Origin of the sequence: Lachnoanaerobaculum sp. MSX33 (genome assembly GCF_000512995.1) — a bacterium.
GTDB lineage: Bacteria > Bacillota > Clostridia > Lachnospirales > Lachnospiraceae > Lachnoanaerobaculum.
The window spans coordinates 73,191-91,824 of record NZ_AZXX01000084.1; the positions used below are offsets into that span (position 1 = coordinate 73,191).

Below are 18,634 nucleotides of genomic sequence, written 5' to 3' on the forward strand. Positions count from 1 at the left end.
TTTTTTATTATTTATCTTCACCGGCAGCTTGAATTGCTGTGATTGCCACTACACCTACTATATCTTCATAAGAGCATCCTCTTGAAAGATCGTTTACAGGCTTTGCAATACCCTGACACATAGGTCCGTAAGCATTCGCCTTTGCAAGTCTTTGAACAAGCTTATATCCGATATTTGCCGCATCAAGATCAGGGAATACAAGTACATTTGCATGTCCTGCAACCTTTGAACCCGGTGCCTTACTCTCTCCTACTTCAGGAACCAAAGCCGCATCAAGCTGAAGCTCTCCGTCAAGACAAAGATCAGGTGCAAGCTCTTTTGCTATTCTTGTAGCTTCAACAACCTTTGTAACATCGTCATGCTTTGCACTACCCTTTGATGAATGGCTGAGCATTGCAACTCTAGGCTCCGCTCCTACAAGGAACTTAAAGCTCTCTGCTGATGAAAGTGCAATAGATGCAAGCTTTTCAGGATCGGGATTTTGCTCAATTGAACAGTCTGCAAATACAAATACTCCGTTCTCACCGAATTCACAGTTTGGAACTTCCATTACAAAGAATCCTGAAACAAGCTTTGCACCCGGCTTAGTCTTTATTATCTGTAATGCAGGTCTAAGTGTATTAGCTGTTGAATGACAGGCACCGCTTACAAGTCCGTCCGCATCTCCCGCCTTGAGCATAAGACATCCGTAAGTAGTATAGTCACTTAACATTTGCTTTCTTGCTTCTTCATGAGTAAGTCCCTTTGACTTTCTAAGCTCTACAAAGAGATCCTCATATTCCCTAGTTTTTTCATAAGTATTTGGATCGATTATTGTTGCTCCTGTGATATCACAACCCTTAGAATTCTCTTCTACTTCCTGTGGAGTACCTATTATTATTAGGTCTGCCAAACCATCTTTCAGAATTACCTCGGCAGCCTGATAGATTCTCTTATCCATTGACTCAGGTAATATTATGGTTTTTTTACTTTCTTTTGCACGTTTCTTTAGTTGATCCATCATTGACATATGACATATCCCTTTCCATTCTTAAAAGCATATAGCTAAATTTCTATCCTGTGCTTGTTTGCACATAAAAAGCTCATAAGAGCTCATATATGTAATAGTATAGTAAAAATAAAGCGACAATACAAGCACTATGACAGGTTAATAAAATAACAAAATGTCTAAAAATAAGTACAATCTTTTTTCTTATTCATTATTCTCATCAATATATTTATCAAATATAATGTTAAACTGGCTTGCCTGAAACAGTGAAATCCCCGAACCCAGTACAAAAATAAGCATTGACATCACTCCCGGCATCCTCATGATAAGGATATATACTGCGGCAAGTATCAAAACACTTCCTGCAAGTATTATTATTGTTCTTATAAGGTGTTTTACAGACATAAAAAGCGCCAGCTTAAATGTCTGCTTTATCGGATTGATAAATTTGGCCTGTATCGGGAATATGTATGTGAATATAAACAGCCAAAGTAAAATCAAAAAGCAGGTGATTGTAAATATAATCATTTTTATCACCGTATTTTCTATAGGTGAATAGAAGCTGAAAAATCTTATATCAAAAAAAAGAATTCCTCCGACAAGTGCCATTATCACCCATATAATTGTCGACTGCAAAAGATTGTCCTTAAAGCTGTGAAAGAACATCGAAAGTACTCCACCACTGTCACGATCTCTTGCTATCTTCATTGTGCAGTAATACATTGCAGTAGTTGATGCTCCGAATGTCACTATAGGAATTGAACATAATACCCAAAGTAAATTCAGTATAAACAGATCCCATATTCTTCCTACAAATCGCCATATAGGATTGTCATAATTAAAAAGTCCGCCCATATATTTCTCCCGGTCAAAATTATTTTAAATATTTTTTCTTTCTTGGATACAAGTTGCTTTCAATCTTGGATACAAGTTTTCGGTTGACTTATTAAAATCCCTGTTATATCATGGTATTATAAGTCAATTAATCATAGCATAAAATATTACTTGCATACAAGATTAATTTATATATGAAAGGGGGCGTGTAAGTATTTCTACCGCACAATATATATATTCGGAAATAGAAAACGACATATTGATGCTTAAGCTTAAACCCGGGCAACTTGTAAGTGAAAACATCCTTCGCACCAGATACAATGTTTCAAGAACACCGATACGTTCTGCGCTTTCAAGACTTGCAGGCGTGGGACTTGTCAATATAGTACCAAAGAGCGGTTCAAGAGTATCCATGATCAATATGGAAATCGTCAAGCAGATTATATATGAGAGATTTGCTCTTGAGTGCATGATTATGAAAGATTACATAGCTGTAGCAACAGAGGGAGATATAAAAAAACTTGAAATGACCGTAGCTCAACTGACTAACAGCTATAAAAATACCAAATACTTTAAACCTGACAAATTCAAAGAGATAGATTTGTCAATGCATGAATTATTGTATAAGAAAACCGGACATACCTATCTTTGGGAGCAGATAAGAAAATCCGAACCCAATTACACAAGATTTTGCATGCTGGATATGCTGGAATGTAAAAATTATGAGCAGGTAATACTTGAGCACAAACAAATCTATGAGGTAATCAAAAACAGAGATACCACCAAGATAGAGGAGATAGTTAAAAAGCATCTTTACGGCGGCATTGATAGAATCAATGCGACTTTCAGTAATAGATTTGATGAAATATTTATAGCATATTAAAGGAGGACTTTATGGATATTCGTTATTCAGCAAACCAAAGAGACTTTAAATTTTACACTACAGATGAGATAAGAGATGAATTCCTTATTCAGGACCTTTATCAGGAGGATACTGTAGTTGCCGTATATTCACATGTGGACAGAATGGTAACTTTAGGATGTATGCCTGTAAATGAGACGGTTTCCATAGATAAGGGAATTGATGTGTGGTCAAACTTCGGTACAAAGTATTTTCTTGAAAGAAGAGAAATCGGTATTTTCAATATAGGAGGCAAGGGCGAAATCGTTGCGGATGATGAAGTCTTTACACTTGACTATAAAGATTGCCTCTATATCACAAAGGGTACAAAGAATGTTACATTCAGAAGTTTTGACAAAAGCAATCCTGCAAAGTTTTATATGGTAAGTGCTCCGGCACATATTTCATATAAGACCACTTTTATATCAATCAAGGATGCGGCAAAGAAGCCTCTGGGTGACAATAAGACTGCAAACAAGAGAGTTATCAACCAGTTTATACATCCCGATGTACTTCAAACCGCACAGCTTTCCATGGGTATGACGGTTCTTGATGAGGGTAATGTATGGAATACTATGCCTGCACATACTCATGAAAGAAGAATGGAAGTGTATATGTACTTTGAAGTTCCAAAGGACAATGTCATCTTCCATCTTATGGGAGAGCCCAATGAAACAAGACATATTGTAATGCACAATGAAGAAGCCGTTATTTCACCTTCTTGGAGTATACATTCAGCGGCAGGTACATCAAACTATACCTTTATCTGGGCAATGGGCGGAGAAAATCAGGCATTTGACGATATGGACGTTATAAAGAATGAGGACTTAAGATAATGGAGAATGTTTTAAACAGTTTCAGACTTGACGGTAAAATCGCACTTGTTACCGGTGCATCTCATGGAATAGGCTTTGCAATGGCAAAAGCACTTTCCGACGCAGGTGCGAAGGTAATATTTAACAGCAGTTCAGAGGACGGACTGAAAAAAGGTCTTGAAGCATATAATAAGGAAAATATAAAAGCTCACGGTTATGTATGTGATGTAACCAAGGAAGAAGAAGTAAAAATAATGGTAGCCGATATTGAAAAGAATATCGGTGAAATAGATATTTTGGTAAACAATGCCGGAATTATAAAAAGAATTCCGATGACCGATATGAGTGTGAATGAGTTTAACTCTGTTATAGATGTGGATCTTATAGCTCCTTTTATTATGGCAAAGGCTGTTTTACCGGGTATGGTAAAAAGAAGAAGTGGCAAAATAATAAATATCTGCTCCATGATGAGTGAGCTTGGAAGAGAAACCGTAAGCGCCTATGCAGCAGCAAAGGGCGGTTTAAAGATGCTTACAAAAAACATTGCTTCCGAATACGGTCAGTATAATATTCAGTGTAACGGAATCGGTCCGGGATATATTGCAACCTCACAGACTGCACCTCTTCGTGAGATACAGCCTGACGGAAGCAAACATCCTTTTGATTCCTTTATACTTGCAAAGACTCCTGCAAACAGATGGGGAGACCCTGTTGACCTTGCAGGTCCTGTAGTATTCCTCTCATCCCCCGCATCCGACTTTGTAAACGGACATATACTCTATGTAGACGGCGGAATACTTGCTTATATAGGAAAACAACCTTAAAACATGGTGAGGGGCTGTCGGTATACCGACAGCCCCCTTATTATTTAAATTAATTATAGATTATATTAAATAAAACCGGCATATTTTATAAGTATAATGATTTGTAACACTATACTTATAATCCCAATAATCATTCTTAAAATCAATGTATTTTTACTTAAATCTTTCCCTAAAATAATCGATTTTATTGAATCATACGCTACAGAAACAGAATACAATTCAAATGCTAGCATGGTAATATTATCCCTCATATTTGATGTATCTACAAAAAATATAGCTATATTAAGAATAAAGATTATAACCCATAGTATACTTAATAATATGTTAGCTTCTCTTTTCATGACATTAATACCCCCTTCACAAGATCAAATATAATATATATTACTTCTTTATTATATCAGGAATATTACCCTTTTTAAATCCATATGAATTGTAGCCTCTGTAAGCCGAACTTTCTGAATTTCCGGCATTGATAATTGCTGCATAATTTCGATCCTCATTCAGATTTTCCTTATAAGGACTGTCACAAATAACCAGTTTATCTAAAATATCTTCTATATCCTTTTTATCTGTAAAGGTCTTTGGCGTAGTCTCACTTGAATAAGACTCAACTTCTTCGATATTATTATCTAAGTCAATATTTTCCCAATCATTATAAGACACATCTATGCTTTGCACATACTCTGCAGGGAACTTATATATAACCTCTACATCCATCTCCTTTAATAAAGCCAAAGTCTCCTTAAACTCCGGATATATCGGATAAAAACCCACAGATTCGAGTGAACTTGCATATATATTATCCCATTTTGAGTTTGTAGCACTTGTGCTGTCACTGGTATAATTAAATCCGGCATACTTTTTTAGTGCATCTTCCATAAACTCATTATTAAATCTTATGGATGCAAAAGGATAACTTTTTAATTTTGTTTCATAATCAAGATTCATCAACTCTTTCTTATAGGTTTCCACAATCTTTTTCTTCAACTCATCGTCATGAAACACTATATGAGTATCATTATCCATTATACCGTTAAAATCCAAACTTACTATATTTTCGGCATCTTCAGAAAGTATAGGATAGATACTTTTTTTGTAACTTTCATCAGCATAAATACTTGAAAGTCCTGAAGTACTTTGATCTAAATCCACATAATAAACTCTGCCTACGGTTCTTCCGTTTTTAAGCTTATATGAGATTAGAACTTTGTCAAAATCTCCATACATCTCCAAATCATATTTTGCGGCTTCTATGCCTTGCCTGGCCAACTCCAATACTGCATCTTTATTTTGTATGTCCATTTTCTTTATCAGGTCGGCTTCTATCTTACTGTTACTTGCATAGTCCACATCAACAAACGAGTCATTATAATATCCGTCCGAAATTTTAACTTTATTATAGTACTGGTCGGAATTTCTTTCCAAAAGATTTGATATTACCGCTGTACTCTTTATCTGTGAAGCACTCGGAATATAGCTGTCATATCCGAATATATCAAACTGAAAAGCTGCCGCTATAAATATTGAAATTATTATAAGCACAAGTAATTCAATCTTTTTTGCAAAAATCTTTTTAAAATCCTGATTGTATATGATTTCCATTACACAATGAGTAATAACTCCGCTCACTATAAGTCCGAAAAGTCCCCAGCCAATGCTGTTATTCATTACTTCATATCCCAAAAGATACATGAGCATACTCATAAATATAACCATCATTGACTTTATAGGTAATTTTATAATATTAAAACTTACACTCTTACCTGCCGCTTCCGAGGCTCTCTTCTTATAAAGAAAAAGATTTATAAATAAAAATGCTATACTTGCAAGTATCACTATTATAATTCTTACAAACCATCTGAGCTCTGTTATATTAAACATAAGAATAAAGCTCGACATATTAGGGAGGAGATCTTCAATAATAAATCCCGAACTATAGTAGGTAGTAAAGAATGAACTTTGATACCCTTTTAGCATAAGTGAAAGTAATGGGAAGTAAAAGCTGAAAAATCCGCAGGCAAATATTCCTATAAGCATATTTCCTGTCAGCATTATTGAAAATACTGTTAAAAAATAGCTCAGTATAAATAATAATGTCCACTCCGCTATAGCCCATAATGCCGATGTAATCACCATTATTTCACCTGTATTTGCAAGTACCAAAAGACTTGCCACAATTTCACAGATAATAAAAGGTATAACAACTATCAATATGCCGTTTATTATCTTTATAAAATAGAGGACTTCTCTTTTTACAGGTAAACTGTGATATAAATCCACCTTCTTTTTGGAATACAGATATGCAAATCCTGACATTGCCATAACCAGAGACAATACTATAAATATAATTCCAAAAAAAGGATTTGTAACATCTATATAGGAAATGAAGTTTAATGCCAAATCCTCTCTATAAGAGTATGAAGAGTATGCGCTACCTTCATATAAATTAAAACTTATCATCATAGCGGTCGCCACGATAAGCGAAAAGAAAAATATAAGAATACTGATTGCCAGAGTCCAGACTCTTGTTTTAAAGTCCTCTTTCATCAATTTAAAAAATAAGCTTTTTGATGTCATATCCATACACCTCCGTTTCACTTATAAATATCTCTTCAAGACTCAGTCCCATCATTTCATAGAATACAGGAGCAAAGGACTCCATTTTCTCTCTTATATCCTCCTCATTTCCCTTTATCGTAATTGTGTGTACTCTGCCGCTGTTTTTCACCTGCATAATATCAAGCTCTTTAAGTCTTTCCATATCGAAGTCTTTTTCAAATACACATTGCACCTTATGGATATTCAACTTCATATCGGATACATCCTTTGATAAAAGTATTCCGCCCTTATGCAAAAGTCCCACATGATCGCATATATCCTCAAGCTCTCTAAGGTTATGTGAAGCTATTATAGGTGTAAGGCCTCTTTCATCCATCTCCTTTGCAAAAAGACTCTTTACCGCCTGCCTCATTACAGGGTCAAGTCCGTCAAATGTTTCATCACAAAGCAGATATCTGGTATTTGCAGCCACTCCTATTGCAATGCAGAGTTGCTTTTTCATACCCTTTGAGAAAGTATTTATCTTTCTGTTGATATCCAGATCAAGTGCCTTTAAAATATCTTGACATTTCTTAACATCAAAGTCTCTGTAAACAGATGTATAAAACTTTATTATCTCCTTCGGTGTGGTATTTGAAAAGAAAAACTGGTCATCTGAAATATAGAAAAACTTTTCTTTTGCCTTTATATTTTCAAATACATTTTCATCATCTATAAGTATCTCACCGCTGTCAGGTTTCAGTATTCCGGCAAGTACTTTTAAAAATGTACTCTTTCCCGCACCGTTGGTACCTATAAGTCCGAACACATCTCCGTCTCTTATGCTTGCATTGATATTGTCAAGCGCCTTTATATTGTCAAAACTCTTGCTTAAATTCTTTGCTTCTATCATGCTCCCTCCTTCGCTTTATGTTCCGGATAAAACTCTTCCACTTTTTTGCAAAATTCTTCCTTACTTATTATCTTTCTTGATTTGTCCACAAGTTCTTCAAGCTCTTTATATATGATGCTTTTCTTGTTTTCCTTTATAACATCCATATCGGCCACAAAACTTCCGACACCTTTTACGCTGTATACATAGCCTTGGCGTTCCAACTCGATATATGCCTTTTGTATAGTGTTGGGATTTATCGAGAGGTCTACGGCAAGACTGCGTACAGACGGAAGCTTATCTCCGGGCTCCAATGCCCCGATAAGCATAAGATCCGAAAGCCTGTCCACTACCTGTTCGTAGATGGCTCTCTTATCTCTTGAGTCAATTACAATCATAGATTTCTCCTTTTAACTGTATTATCTATCATAGTACAGTTAATATAGCATTTTTTTTATATTTTTTCAATGTTTTCTTTCGACCTTTATTCATTAATCCATTTTCGTAGCTGTGTATTAGAATCATTTCTTATTGAATTCAAAACCATGTTTTTCCATAAAAAATACCGACCTCCTAATCGTTAGATTTTGGTCTAACTTTTAGTGGTCGGTACCAATCGTTAAGACAACAGCCTTTTTATAAATTCAAAATCATTTGTTTTTTCCTGACACTTCCAAAAATAATACTACAATTCCACAAACACCTGCAAGAATGAAACTAATCATTCCAAAGCACACATCCATAATATTACTCATATCCATACAGTAGATATGTGCAGCTACTGTTACAAAAGCTGCAATTATCAAAAACAAATATATAACTACCATTATGTTGGAATTTATCTTCTTATCCTTACTTAACTTACCATTATCATATAATAAAAGCCCATCTTCTTCACTTTTATCTCTCCTTTTTGAAAATTCAAAAACTACCTCTACAATAAATACAATGCCACAAACAATATTCAGCACAACACCAAAGACCGCCGTAGTGCTCACCACCCTCATTTCATTATAAAAGAATACTGCCGAATATAGAAAGCCTATGGCAAAACAAAAACACAGTAAAACTTTAAAAACATTTTTCATAAACTTCATTCCTTAAATATACTCAGGTACATGTAAATATTAGATCACTTTAATAATACTATATAAACAAAATAATACAATCCTTTTATTTTTATCTATTATGCGGTATACTAGTAAGGTAGGGTTATTATAATTAAAAATATATAAATACTAACAAACCGAGCCCTTATACTAAATTTATACTATGATATAGCAAAAAAAACAAAAAAATGTTATAATAGTTATTTGTAAATTTTTATGAGGAAGAATATATGATAACAAAAAGAGAAGATATAAGAAATATTGCCATTATCGCCCATGTAGACCACGGTAAAACTACATTGGTCGATCAGCTCTTAAAACAAAGCGGTGTTTTCAGGGCAAATCAGGAAGTGGCTGAAAGAGTAATGGACTCAAATGATATAGAGAGAGAAAGAGGAATCACCATTCTGTCAAAAAATACGGCAGTACACTATGGCGATACCAAGATAAATATCATAGATACACCGGGACATGCGGACTTCGGCGGAGAGGTTGAGCGTGTTCTTAAAATGGTAAACGGAGTTGTTTTGGTAGTAGATGCCTATGAAGGTGCTATGCCTCAGACAAAGTTCGTTCTGAGAAAAGCTCTTGAGCTTGACCTTGAAGTACTTTGCCTTATCAATAAATGTGACAGAGAGGAAGCAAGACCTGAGGAAGTTGTTGATGAGATCCTGGAGCTTTTACTTGACCTTGATGCAAACGAGCATCAGCTTGATTGTCCTTTCCTCTTTGCAAGTGCAAGAGGCGGCTGGGCAAGATACAATGTAAATGACACCAATGAGGATATGAAGCCTTTATTTGAGACTATAATCAAGCATATACCTGCACCTACAGGTGATGAAGATGCGGATCCTCAGGTACTTATCAGTACAATCGACTACAATGAATATGTAGGTAGAATCGGTGTAGGTAAGGTCGATAACGGTATTATCAAAGTAAATCAGGAAGTTGCTTTGGTAAATCACCACGACCCCGATAAGATGAAAAAAGTAAAGATAGGTAAGCTTTATGAATATGAAGGCTTAAACAGAATTGAAGTTAATGAAGCAAGAATAGGTTCAATAGTAGCCATCTCAGGTATTCCCGATATTCATATAGGAGATACTCTGACATCGGTTGAAAATCCCGAGGCAATTCCGTTCCAAAAGATTTCAGAGCCTACAATCTCTATGAACTTTATGGTAAATGACTCTCCTCTTGCAGGTAGAGAAGGAAAATACATCACTTCAAGACATTTGCGTGAAAGACTCTTTAGAGAGTTAAATACCGATGTCAGCCTCAGAGTGGAGGAAACAGAGTCTCCTGATTGCTTTAAGGTATCAGGTAGAGGTGAGCTTCACCTTTCAGTTCTTATAGAGAATATGAGAAGAGAAGGTTTTGAGTTTGCCGTAAGTAAGGCCGAAGTTATTTATCACTATGATGAGAGAAACCAAAAGCAGGAGCCTATGGAGCTTGCATTCGTAGATGTTCCTGACGAGTTCTCAGGTGCCGTTATTCAAAAGCTTACATCACGAAAGGGTGAACTTCAGGGAATGAGTCCGACACATGGCGGATATACAAGACTCCAATTCCTTATTCCTTCCCGAGGTCTTATAGGCTACAGAGGTGAGTTTATGACCGACACCAAGGGAAACGGTATTCTCAATACAGAGTTTGACGGTTATGCTCCATATAAGGGTGATATGTTCTATAGAAAGACCGGTTCTCTTATCGCTTTTGAGAGCGGCGAGTCTATTACCTACGGCCTTTTCAATGCACAGGAGCGCGGTACTTTATTTATAGGTCCCGGAGAAAAGGTATATGCAGGTATGGTTATCGGTAAGAACGGTAAGGCTGAGGATGTTGAAATCAATGTATGTAAGACAAAGAAACTTACAAATACAAGATCATCCAGTGCGGATGAGGCGCTCAGACTTGTTACACCGAAAGTCATGAGCCTTGAGGAATCACTTGAATTTATAGATACCGATGAGCTTTTAGAGGTAACTCCTGAAAATCTTCGTATCAGAAAGAAAATCCTCGATCCGACACTTAGAAAACGTTCTATGATAAAGTCGAAGCAATAATATATAAAGGTATCCGCTTTTGGATGCCTTTTTTTATTAATAATAGCTTATAAAAAATAAAGATTATTTAAAGCTGATAGCCTATATTAAATTAATGATGTATAATTCGGTATAAGGGCAAATGCTCCGGATTATTTATGTAAATTTATTTTGAAAAGGAAAAAGTGATGAATAAAGAGAATGAAAATAAAACTCCCGAGAAAAGCTCCAAGTCACCCGGATCAAGAAAAAAGAAATATATAAACAAATTTATATTTCAGGCTGTAAAGACATTTTTTCTTGCACTGCTTGTAGTGACCGTTCTTGGAGGTGCCATGGCGGTAGGCATGATAAAGGGTATTATAGACAATGCCCCTGATGTGGACGTTGACAGTATTGTTCCTTTAGGATATGCCACCACAGTATACAATGCATCCGGTCAGGTTACCGATACCTTGGTAATGGCCGGTTCAAACCGTGAAGAGGTAACTTATGACGAACTTCCGAAAGTTCTTATTGATGCATTCGTGGCAATAGAGGACTCCCGATTTTGGAAGCATAACGGAATAGATACCAGAGCTATACTCAGAGCGGTCAGCGGTGTAATAACCGGAAACAGTTCATCAGGTGGCGGCTCTACCATAACACAGCAGCTTATAAAGAATAATGTGTTCAACGGCGGTAGAGAAAGAAGTTTCGGAGAAAAGGTAGAAAGAAAATTCCAGGAAATGTATCTTGCCGTAAAGCTTGAAAAACAGATGGATAAAAAGTTGATACTTACAAATTATCTGAATACCATCAACCTTGGAAGCAACTCACTGGGAGTAAAAGTTGCCGCAAGAAGGTACTTCGGAAAGGAAGTATCCGACTTGACTCTTTCCGAAGCCACTGTAATAGCCGGTATAACAAAGGGGCCTACCAAGTACAACCCTATTACCGGTCAGGAGGCAAATTCCGAAAGAAGAAAAATAATACTTCAATATATGTATGAGCAGGGCTATATCACAAAGGAACAGCAGGAGGAGGCTCTTGCAGATGATGTGTATTCAAGAATCCAAAATATAAATACGCTTGCAAAGGAAAAAAATAATCACTACAGCTATTTTACAGATGCTTTGATTTCACAGGTTACATCCGCATTTATAAATGAACTGGGATATACCGAAACTCAGGCACATAATCTTTTGTACAGCGGAGGTCTCTCAATATATACCACTCAGGATCCTTCACTTCAGCAGATTGTGGACAGCGAAGTCAACAATCCTGAAAACTATCCTGATACAAAGTATGCACTTGAATACAGACTTACAGTCACAGACAGTGAAAAGAACACACATAATTATTCCGAAAAGGATATTAACAAATACCATTCAGATGTGCTTCATGACGGTTTTAACGGACTTTATACTACTGAAGATGCCGCAAAAGCTGATGCTGAAAGCTATAAAGCTACAGTTGTTAAAGATGGAGATACGGTCGTAGGTGAAAGTGTAAAAACTGTTTTGGAACCTCAGGTTTCCTTTGTTCTTATGGATCAAAAAACCGGTGCCGTAAAAGCTATAAACGGAGGTAGAGGCGAAAAGACATCTTCACTTTCTTTAAACAGAGCTACAAACACTACCAGACAGCCGGGCTCAACTTTTAAAGTTGTGTCTTCATTTGCACCTGCACTTGATACCAGCGGTGATACTTTGGCTACAACATATTATGATGCCGAATATACAATAGGAGAAAAAACTTTCCAAAACTGGTATGACAAGCAGGGATATATGGGATGGTCAAGTATTCGTGACGGTATCATATATTCTATGAATATAGTTGCATTGAAAACACTTATGGAAACTGTAACACCAAGAGTAGGCGTACAGTATGCCAAGGACTTCGGTATTACCACCCTTACGGATCAGGACTACAATGCATCCCTCGCACTCGGAGGTCTTACAAAGGGTGTTACAAACCTTGAACTTACAGGTGCCTTTGCAACAATAGCAAATCAAGGTGTATATACAAAGCCGGTCTTCTTTACAAAGATTGTAGACCACAACGGAAAGACCTTGATTGATAATACTACTCCACAGACTCACAGAGTTATAAAGGACTCAACCGCATTCCTTCTTACAGATGCTATGGCTGCATCTACAGAAAACAACAGAAAGTTTGCAAGCAGCGGAATAAATATAAATTCCACATCTACCAGAGCTCATCTCGATAATATGAGTGTAGCAGGTAAATCAGGTACAACTTCTAAGAATGTGGACGTATGGTTTGTAGGATTTACACCGTATTATACAGCAGGAGTATGGGCAGGATGTGATGAAAATCAGACTCTCTCAGACACCGGAGGTACAAGCTTCCACAAGGATATATGGCGAAAGATAATGACTAAAGTTTCAGAAGGTTCCGAGGATATAGGATTCCCCGTTCCTGATTCCGTTGAAACCGCAGTAGTATGCAGAAAGTCGGGAAAACTTCCTATACCCGGAGTTTGTGACCACGACCCTCGTGGCGATTCTACATATACCGAATATTTTGCCAAAGGAACGGTACCTACAGATGTATGCGATCACCATACTACAGTGACGGTATGTAGTGAAAGCGGTCTGTTGCCTACTGCAAACTGTCCGAATACGGTTACAAGGGTTGCACTTATAGTTCCAAGCGGACAGTCAAATACCGATGATTCACAGTATGCGGTACCTACGGCCACATGTACCATCCATGCCGGACCAAGTCAAATAATTGACCCTAATGCACCTACCGCAAATGACGGAGACGACTCAGGAGTCGGTGTGTCACCAAGGGCAAGTGTAAATCATCCGGTTGTAAATCCGAAACAAAATAATGTAACTGTAGGTGTAGCACCGAACGGTGATGTTATCGGAGCGACACCGGGAAGTAATTCATCCGGTCAATCACCTAATACAATTGTTGCACCGACTAAAGCAAACCCAAACAGTTCAAAACCTAAGAGGCAGCCTTCAGAAATAAAAATTCCTGAGACCACCACAGCCTCACCTATAAAGACAGGGCCTTCTTCAAAAGAACCTGAGGATTCCGATGTATTACATGGTCCCGGAGTTACTCCGACCACTGAAGCACCACGTTCAGGCCCCGGTGCTCATATGTCCACTGAAGGCCCCGGAGGCCAAGGTTCTCCGGTACTTATAGGACCCGGACAATAATATTCAAACAAAAAATGAGCTCTACGATTTGTAGAGCTCACTTTTTTATTCACCTAAAATCATCTTGTCGGTCAATACAGCATCCGTTCCTGAATACAATTCCATTATATCTGAAACCGTCATATTCTTTCTCATATCGCCTTCAAGAACTTTTAAAATACTTCCGTTATTCATAACTATAGTTTTATTTCCGAAATGCAAGGCATCTTTGATATTATGTGTAATCATCAAAGTTGTAATATTATTTTCAGTTACTATCCTGTCGGTTATTTCCATTATCTTTTTACTTGTCTTTGGATCAAGAGCCGCAGTATGCTCATCAAGTAACAGAAGTTCAGGTGTTTCCATAGTAGCCATCAAAAGAGTAAGCGCCTGCCTTTGTCCGCCGCTGAGTCCTCCGACTTCATTTTTCAATCTGTGCTCAAGCCCCAAGCCAAGTTTTGTACATACAGATTTGAAATACTCTCTGTCACTTCTTCTTACTCCAAGTCCGAATCTCACCTTTTTACCGCGGCTGTATGCCAGTCCCATATTTTCTTCTATCGTCATATGAGGTGCCGTACCCTTTAGAGGATCCTGATACAGCCTGCCTATGAATCTTGCTCTTTTATGCTCCTTCATATATGTGATATCAAGTCCGTTATTATATATTCTTCCGCTCTCCACTTCTATATTACCTGCAATCGCATTTAACATAGTGGATTTTCCTGCACCGTTACTACCTATTACAGTTACAAAATCTCCGTCATTTAATTTAAGATTCAAATCACGTAAGGCCTTTTTATCATTTACGGTGTCCTTATTAAATATTACATTAACATTTTTAATTTCCAGCATGTATCTTTCTCCATCTTGCAATTGTAGGTTTTATCAAAGGTATGCTTATTGCAATCACAACTATTACCGCTGAGAAGAGCTTTAAGTATATGGCCGGAAGCCCAAGTCCGAATGCTACCGCAAGCATTATACGATATATTATCGCACCTACTACCACGGCAATCAAATGTCTTAACATCCCTCTTTTTCCTATAACAGTCTCTCCGATTATGATACTTGCAAGTCCAAGTACCAGCATTCCGGTTCCTACTCCATGTGTAGCTGTCATATTGTACTGTGCATATATTGCGCCGGAGAAAGCTACTATAAGATTGCAAAGCGCAAAGCCCAGTATTTTCATAGCATCTGTATTTATACTTGAACTTCTGACCATTGCCTCATTATCACCGGTAGCTCTAAGAGAAAGTCCTACTTGCGTCATTAAAAATAACTTTAATGCGGCTACTAAAACAACAACAATTATGAACAACAAAATCAACTTTCCGATATCGGTTGTACCTATAAAGAACCTTCCTTCAAAAGGAGTAAATACAGTCTTTTCACCATAAAAGAAAACACTTGGCTTATCACCCATTACAAAGAGATTTATAGAGTACAGGCCCGTCATTGTAAGTATTCCTGCCAATATAGCATGGATTTTCAATTTTGTATGTAATATACCGGTAACAATGCCTGCAATCATTCCGCCTAAGGCACCCATTAAAAGTCCCATAGCCGGATTTTTAGCTACAGACCATATAGCACTGTAAGCCAGGCCTGTAACAAAACTTCCGTCCACCGTCAAATCCGGCAGGTCCAAAATTCTGAAAGCTATAAATAATCCCAGTGATAATATTGCAAAAATCAGTCCAAGTTCAATACTACCAAGTAATGTTGATAATGTCATTTTTACTCCTATTTATTTGATTTAATCTCGACAAATTTCTTGTCTGTTTTGATGCTCTCAGGTATCTCTATACCGAGTGCGGCTGCTGTATCTGTATTTACATAGATAAACAAATCATCCTTAAATACTTTTACAGGGATTTCATTTACAGATTTTCCCTTAAGTATTTCATCCACCATCTTGGCTGTTTCTTTTCCGAGATCTGTATAGTCAATACCCACTGTAGCAAGACCGCCGTCCATTACCATAGAGTCTGCACCTACATATATAGGCTTTTTAGCCTTTATTGCCTCTGATGTAAGTATAGGCATAGCCTCTGCAACAGTATTGTCGTTTGATACAAATATCATATCCACTTTTTCAAAAAGTGATGCTGCTGCTGTTTGAAGGTCGGCACTTGTAGAAATACTTACTGTTTCAAGCTCAAGATTTTTCTCTTTTACATAGTTTTCAAGTAATCCAAGATTAGTTACAGAATTGTCCTCTCCCGGATTGTATATGAAACCTACCTTCTTTACATCAGGAGTAATCTGAAGTGCCAGATCCATTATTTTATCAATCTGTACGGCATCACTTGTACCTGTCATTCCCTTGTCAGGCGCATTCATATCTGTAAGTATTCCTGCACCTATAGGATCTGTAACTGCAGAGAAAACTACAGGTGTTGTCTTTGTCAAACTCATAGCTCCCTGTGCTACAGGTGTAGCGATACCTACTACAACATCCTGCTTATCTCCCTCAAATCCCTGAACTATACTTGTGATATTTGACATATCTCCCTGTGCATTTTGGAATGTTATCTTAACATTCTCACCGTCCACATATCCTAAGTTCTTTAACTCATCTTTAAATGAATTATATATTATATCAAGTGATTTATGCTCAACCAGCTGAATTACTCCTATTTTTTTCATATCTGCGCTGTCTTTAGCCTCCGCTTTTGCACTCTCGGTAGCACTGCTTTGTTCTGCGGTAGTTTCTGTATTAGAGCTCTTAGCCGTATCCGCTTTTGGTGTACATCCTGCCATCAAAGCCGCACCTATTGCAATAATTCCAAGTTTCTTTATTAAATTCATTTTCTTCTCCTTAAGGCATTCGATATAGAGATATATTTACCGAGAGTGATCTTTGCACAAAAAAACGCAGGCTCTCTTATCCAAAGGACAAGCAAAGCCTGCGGTACCACCTTCATTAGTAAAAATACTCTCTCTAAAAAAATGCTGACACATTTTCTGCCCGGTAACGGGAGCACCCGTCTTAGCTACTTGTTTCCTTTCACCTCGCCCTCATGGGTCCATATTAAAATCGTCATCCCTATCGGTTCTCAGCACCTCCGACTCTCTGTGAGTAACTAATTTCTTTTCTCCCAATCAACGGTTTTATTAATTTATACTGTAAAAACATAAAATTGTCAACATTTACTACTAAAATTTATGCATTTATTTTCCTGAAAAAATTCACTATCAGCGGCATTACTATAACAAATGAAATAATATCCGCCACCGGCTGTGCAAGCTGTATTCCGTATATTCCCAAAAATTTCGGCAATATAAGCACCATCGGAACAAATGTAATACCGCTTCTTAAAAACGAAGCTATTGATGAAGCCAGATTTTCTCCCGCTCCCTGAAACATCATACTGGCGACAAGTGTAATAGGTGATAAGAATAAAACCACACATTGTGCTCTTAAGGCAAAGGTTCCAATATTTATAACATCGGCATCATCTCTGAATAAACCTATTATATGTCCTGAAAATATTAGTGAGACAACACTTAAAATTCCTATTATTATCATACTGAGTCCACAGCAAAATACAAAAGCCCTCTTCACACGCTTAAACTTCTTTGCACCGTAGTTAAAAGCCGATACGGGTTGAAATCCCTGTGAAATTCCAAGTGCAACGGCAAATATAAAATTACATACCCTGCCGACAATACTCATAGCCGCAATAGCCGCGTCACCATAAGGCATGGACATATAGTTTAAAACCATAGTTGAAACACTCATCATTCCCTGTCTTATCAGACTCGGAAAGCCTGTCTCCAATATATTTACAATATCCTTTGCATCCTTTGATACTGCTGAAAGTCTAAGCCTGGAAACGGTTCTTTCTCCACCGAACATTGCAAGCAATACAAAAAAACTTATAACCTGTGAAACCGCAGTTGAGATACCTGCCCCCAAAGTGCCCATATTAAATACAAATATAAATATCGGGTCTCCGATAATATTTAATACTCCACCAAGAGTAAGACCTACCATTGCAAGTGCGGCTTTACCCTCATATCTCAGAACATTATTCAGCACACAACTTCCTGTCATAAAAGGAGCTGAAAGAAGTATACAGATTCCGTAGCTCTTTGCATAAGGCATTATCGTATCGGTACTTCCCATCAGTCTAAGCAAAGGCTCCATAAATACTATGCCGAAGATCATTATAAGCACACCCAAAACAAGTGACATAAAAAATCCTGTCGATGCAAACTTTATGGCCTCATCGCCCTGCTTATTTCCAAGCTTTCTGGATATATTTGAGCCGCAACCGTGACCGCACATAAATCCGAGTGCCTGATTTATAGTCATCAAAGAGAATACTATACCTATAGCGGCAGAAGCACTGGTTCCGAGCTTTCCGACAAAAAATGTATCCGCCATATTGTAAATATTCGTTACAAGCATACTTATGATAGTGGGAATGCTGAGCCGCAAAATCAGTTTTTCTACAGGAGTCTCTGTCATTTCCCTGTACTGCCTGTCTAGGGCATTCATATTTTCCATAA

General features: G+C 37.3%; 16 protein-coding genes and 1 other annotated feature. Of the genes, 5 read left to right on the forward strand and 11 right to left on the reverse strand.

Translation table 11 applies throughout. The features are described 5' to 3' along the window. Nucleotides 1-7: 7 nt before the first annotated feature. Together pta and HMPREF1495_RS09805 are read right to left on the reverse strand one after the other, a co-directional pair. Nucleotides 8-1,009: a phosphate acetyltransferase gene (gene pta, locus HMPREF1495_RS09800; RefSeq protein WP_034214317.1), complete on the reverse strand. Its 1,002-nt coding sequence runs from the start codon at nt 1,007-1,009 to the stop codon at nt 8-10. A 183-nt stretch (nt 1,010-1,192) separates the two neighbouring features. After that, entirely contained in the window at nt 1,193-1,843 is a 651-nt protein-coding gene (locus HMPREF1495_RS09805) for a YesL family protein (protein WP_034214318.1), read from the reverse strand. 241 nt (nt 1,844-2,084) lie between these two features. On the opposite strand from HMPREF1495_RS09805, the gene HMPREF1495_RS09810 reads away from it, so the two are divergent. The 3 genes from HMPREF1495_RS09810 to HMPREF1495_RS09820 are packed head-to-tail and all read left to right on the forward strand — an operon-like array spanning nt 2,085 to nt 4,362. Then, nucleotides 2,085-2,705 carry a GntR family transcriptional regulator gene (locus HMPREF1495_RS09810; protein ID WP_034214319.1) on the forward strand — a complete coding sequence of 207 codons (621 nt, stop codon included), beginning with the start codon at nt 2,085-2,087 and terminating at the stop codon, nt 2,703-2,705. A gap of 11 nt (nt 2,706-2,716) precedes the next feature. Continuing rightward, nucleotides 2,717-3,559: a 5-dehydro-4-deoxy-D-glucuronate isomerase gene (gene kduI, locus HMPREF1495_RS09815; RefSeq protein WP_034214320.1), complete on the forward strand. Its 843-nt coding sequence runs from the start codon at nt 2,717-2,719 to the stop codon at nt 3,557-3,559. Next, on the forward strand, nt 3,559-4,362 hold the full coding sequence (locus HMPREF1495_RS09820; RefSeq protein WP_034214321.1) for a gluconate 5-dehydrogenase: 804 nt from the start codon (nt 3,559-3,561) through the stop codon (nt 4,360-4,362). Before kduI ends, HMPREF1495_RS09820 begins: the two co-directional genes overlap by 1 nt. A 65-nt stretch (nt 4,363-4,427) precedes the next feature. On the opposite strand, the gene HMPREF1495_RS09825 is transcribed toward HMPREF1495_RS09820, so the two are convergent. The 5 genes from HMPREF1495_RS09825 to HMPREF1495_RS09845 form a co-directional block, all read right to left on the reverse strand. Next, entirely contained in the window at nt 4,428-4,703 is a 276-nt protein-coding gene (locus tag HMPREF1495_RS09825; protein ID WP_007593742.1) for a hypothetical protein, read from the reverse strand. 40 nt (nt 4,704-4,743) lie between these two features. After that, nucleotides 4,744-6,945, reverse strand: coding sequence for a DUF6449 domain-containing protein (locus HMPREF1495_RS09830; protein WP_330368713.1), 2,202 nt, complete (start codon nt 6,943-6,945; stop codon nt 4,744-4,746). Next, nucleotides 6,914-7,813, reverse strand: coding sequence for an ABC transporter ATP-binding protein (locus HMPREF1495_RS09835; RefSeq protein WP_034214322.1), 900 nt, complete (start codon nt 7,811-7,813; stop codon nt 6,914-6,916). The genes HMPREF1495_RS09830 and HMPREF1495_RS09835 overlap by 32 nt, the downstream gene beginning before the upstream one ends. After that, nucleotides 7,810-8,190 (reverse strand): GntR family transcriptional regulator, encoded by a 381-nt coding sequence (locus HMPREF1495_RS09840; RefSeq protein ID WP_007593748.1) that lies wholly within the window; start codon nt 8,188-8,190, stop codon nt 7,810-7,812. The genes HMPREF1495_RS09835 and HMPREF1495_RS09840 overlap by 4 nt, the downstream gene beginning before the upstream one ends. Before the next feature lie 252 nt (nt 8,191-8,442). Next, nucleotides 8,443-8,880 carry a hypothetical protein gene (locus HMPREF1495_RS09845; protein ID WP_007593750.1) on the reverse strand — a complete coding sequence of 146 codons (438 nt, stop codon included), beginning with the start codon at nt 8,878-8,880 and terminating at the stop codon, nt 8,443-8,445. 251 nt (nt 8,881-9,131) lie between these two features. Between HMPREF1495_RS09845 and typA the strand changes: the two genes are divergently transcribed. Then, nucleotides 9,132-10,967, forward strand: a complete 1,836-nt coding sequence (typA, locus tag HMPREF1495_RS09850) for a translational GTPase TypA (protein ID WP_034214324.1) — start codon at nt 9,132-9,134, stop codon at nt 10,965-10,967. 167 nt (nt 10,968-11,134) lie between these two features. Next, the gene (locus tag HMPREF1495_RS09855) at nt 11,135-14,128 is read left to right on the forward strand and encodes a transglycosylase domain-containing protein (RefSeq protein WP_034214326.1); all 2,994 of its coding nucleotides are present in this window, start codon (nt 11,135-11,137) and stop codon (nt 14,126-14,128) included. A gap of 45 nt (nt 14,129-14,173) precedes the next feature. Here HMPREF1495_RS09855 and HMPREF1495_RS09860 read toward each other — a convergent pair whose 3' ends face one another. The 4 genes from HMPREF1495_RS09860 to HMPREF1495_RS09875 form a co-directional block, all read right to left on the reverse strand. Continuing rightward, nucleotides 14,174-14,965 carry an ABC transporter ATP-binding protein gene (locus HMPREF1495_RS09860; protein ID WP_034214328.1) on the reverse strand — a complete coding sequence of 264 codons (792 nt, stop codon included), beginning with the start codon at nt 14,963-14,965 and terminating at the stop codon, nt 14,174-14,176. Next, nucleotides 14,952-15,851: an ABC transporter permease gene (locus tag HMPREF1495_RS09865; RefSeq protein ID WP_034214330.1), complete on the reverse strand. Its 900-nt coding sequence runs from the start codon at nt 15,849-15,851 to the stop codon at nt 14,952-14,954. The genes HMPREF1495_RS09860 and HMPREF1495_RS09865 overlap by 14 nt, the downstream gene beginning before the upstream one ends. Nucleotides 15,852-15,859: 8 nt before the next feature. Next, entirely contained in the window at nt 15,860-16,927 is a 1,068-nt protein-coding gene (locus HMPREF1495_RS09870; protein WP_034214331.1) for an ABC transporter substrate-binding protein, read from the reverse strand. An 80-nt stretch (nt 16,928-17,007) separates the two neighbouring features. Continuing rightward, nucleotides 17,008-17,234, reverse strand: a binding site (T-box leader). A 48-nt stretch (nt 17,235-17,282) separates the two neighbouring features. Then, entirely contained in the window at nt 17,283-18,632 is a 1,350-nt protein-coding gene (locus HMPREF1495_RS09875) for an MATE family efflux transporter (RefSeq protein WP_034214333.1), read from the reverse strand. Nucleotides 18,633-18,634 lie beyond the last annotated feature (2 nt).

Excerpts from the sequence above, each read along its gene's own strand:
- pta (WP_034214317.1), bottom strand. The coding sequence starts at position 1,009 with ATGTCAATGATGGATCAACTAAAGAAACGTGCAAAAGAAAGTAAAAAA.
- HMPREF1495_RS09805 (WP_034214318.1), bottom strand. The coding sequence starts at position 1,843 with ATGGGCGGACTTTTTAATTATGACAATCCTATATGGCGATTTGTAGGA.
- HMPREF1495_RS09810 (WP_034214319.1), top strand. The coding sequence starts at position 2,085 with ATGCTTAAGCTTAAACCCGGGCAACTTGTAAGTGAAAACATCCTTCGC.
- kduI (WP_034214320.1), top strand. The coding sequence starts at position 2,717 with ATGGATATTCGTTATTCAGCAAACCAAAGAGACTTTAAATTTTACACT.
- HMPREF1495_RS09820 (WP_034214321.1), top strand. The coding sequence starts at position 3,559 with ATGGAGAATGTTTTAAACAGTTTCAGACTTGACGGTAAAATCGCACTT.
- HMPREF1495_RS09825 (WP_007593742.1), bottom strand. The coding sequence starts at position 4,703 with ATGAAAAGAGAAGCTAACATATTATTAAGTATACTATGGGTTATAATC.
- HMPREF1495_RS09830 (WP_330368713.1), bottom strand. The coding sequence starts at position 6,945 with ATGGATATGACATCAAAAAGCTTATTTTTTAAATTGATGAAAGAGGAC.
- HMPREF1495_RS09835 (WP_034214322.1), bottom strand. The coding sequence starts at position 7,813 with ATGATAGAAGCAAAGAATTTAAGCAAGAGTTTTGACAATATAAAGGCG.
- HMPREF1495_RS09840 (WP_007593748.1), bottom strand. The coding sequence starts at position 8,190 with ATGATTGTAATTGACTCAAGAGATAAGAGAGCCATCTACGAACAGGTA.
- HMPREF1495_RS09845 (WP_007593750.1), bottom strand. The coding sequence starts at position 8,880 with ATGAAAAATGTTTTTAAAGTTTTACTGTGTTTTTGTTTTGCCATAGGC.
- typA (WP_034214324.1), top strand. The coding sequence starts at position 9,132 with ATGATAACAAAAAGAGAAGATATAAGAAATATTGCCATTATCGCCCAT.
- HMPREF1495_RS09855 (WP_034214326.1), top strand. The coding sequence starts at position 11,135 with ATGAATAAAGAGAATGAAAATAAAACTCCCGAGAAAAGCTCCAAGTCA.
- HMPREF1495_RS09860 (WP_034214328.1), bottom strand. The coding sequence starts at position 14,965 with ATGCTGGAAATTAAAAATGTTAATGTAATATTTAATAAGGACACCGTA.
- HMPREF1495_RS09865 (WP_034214330.1), bottom strand. The coding sequence starts at position 15,851 with ATGACATTATCAACATTACTTGGTAGTATTGAACTTGGACTGATTTTT.
- HMPREF1495_RS09870 (WP_034214331.1), bottom strand. The coding sequence starts at position 16,927 with ATGAATTTAATAAAGAAACTTGGAATTATTGCAATAGGTGCGGCTTTG.
- HMPREF1495_RS09875 (WP_034214333.1), bottom strand. The coding sequence starts at position 18,632 with ATGGAAAATATGAATGCCCTAGACAGGCAGTACAGGGAAATGACAGAG.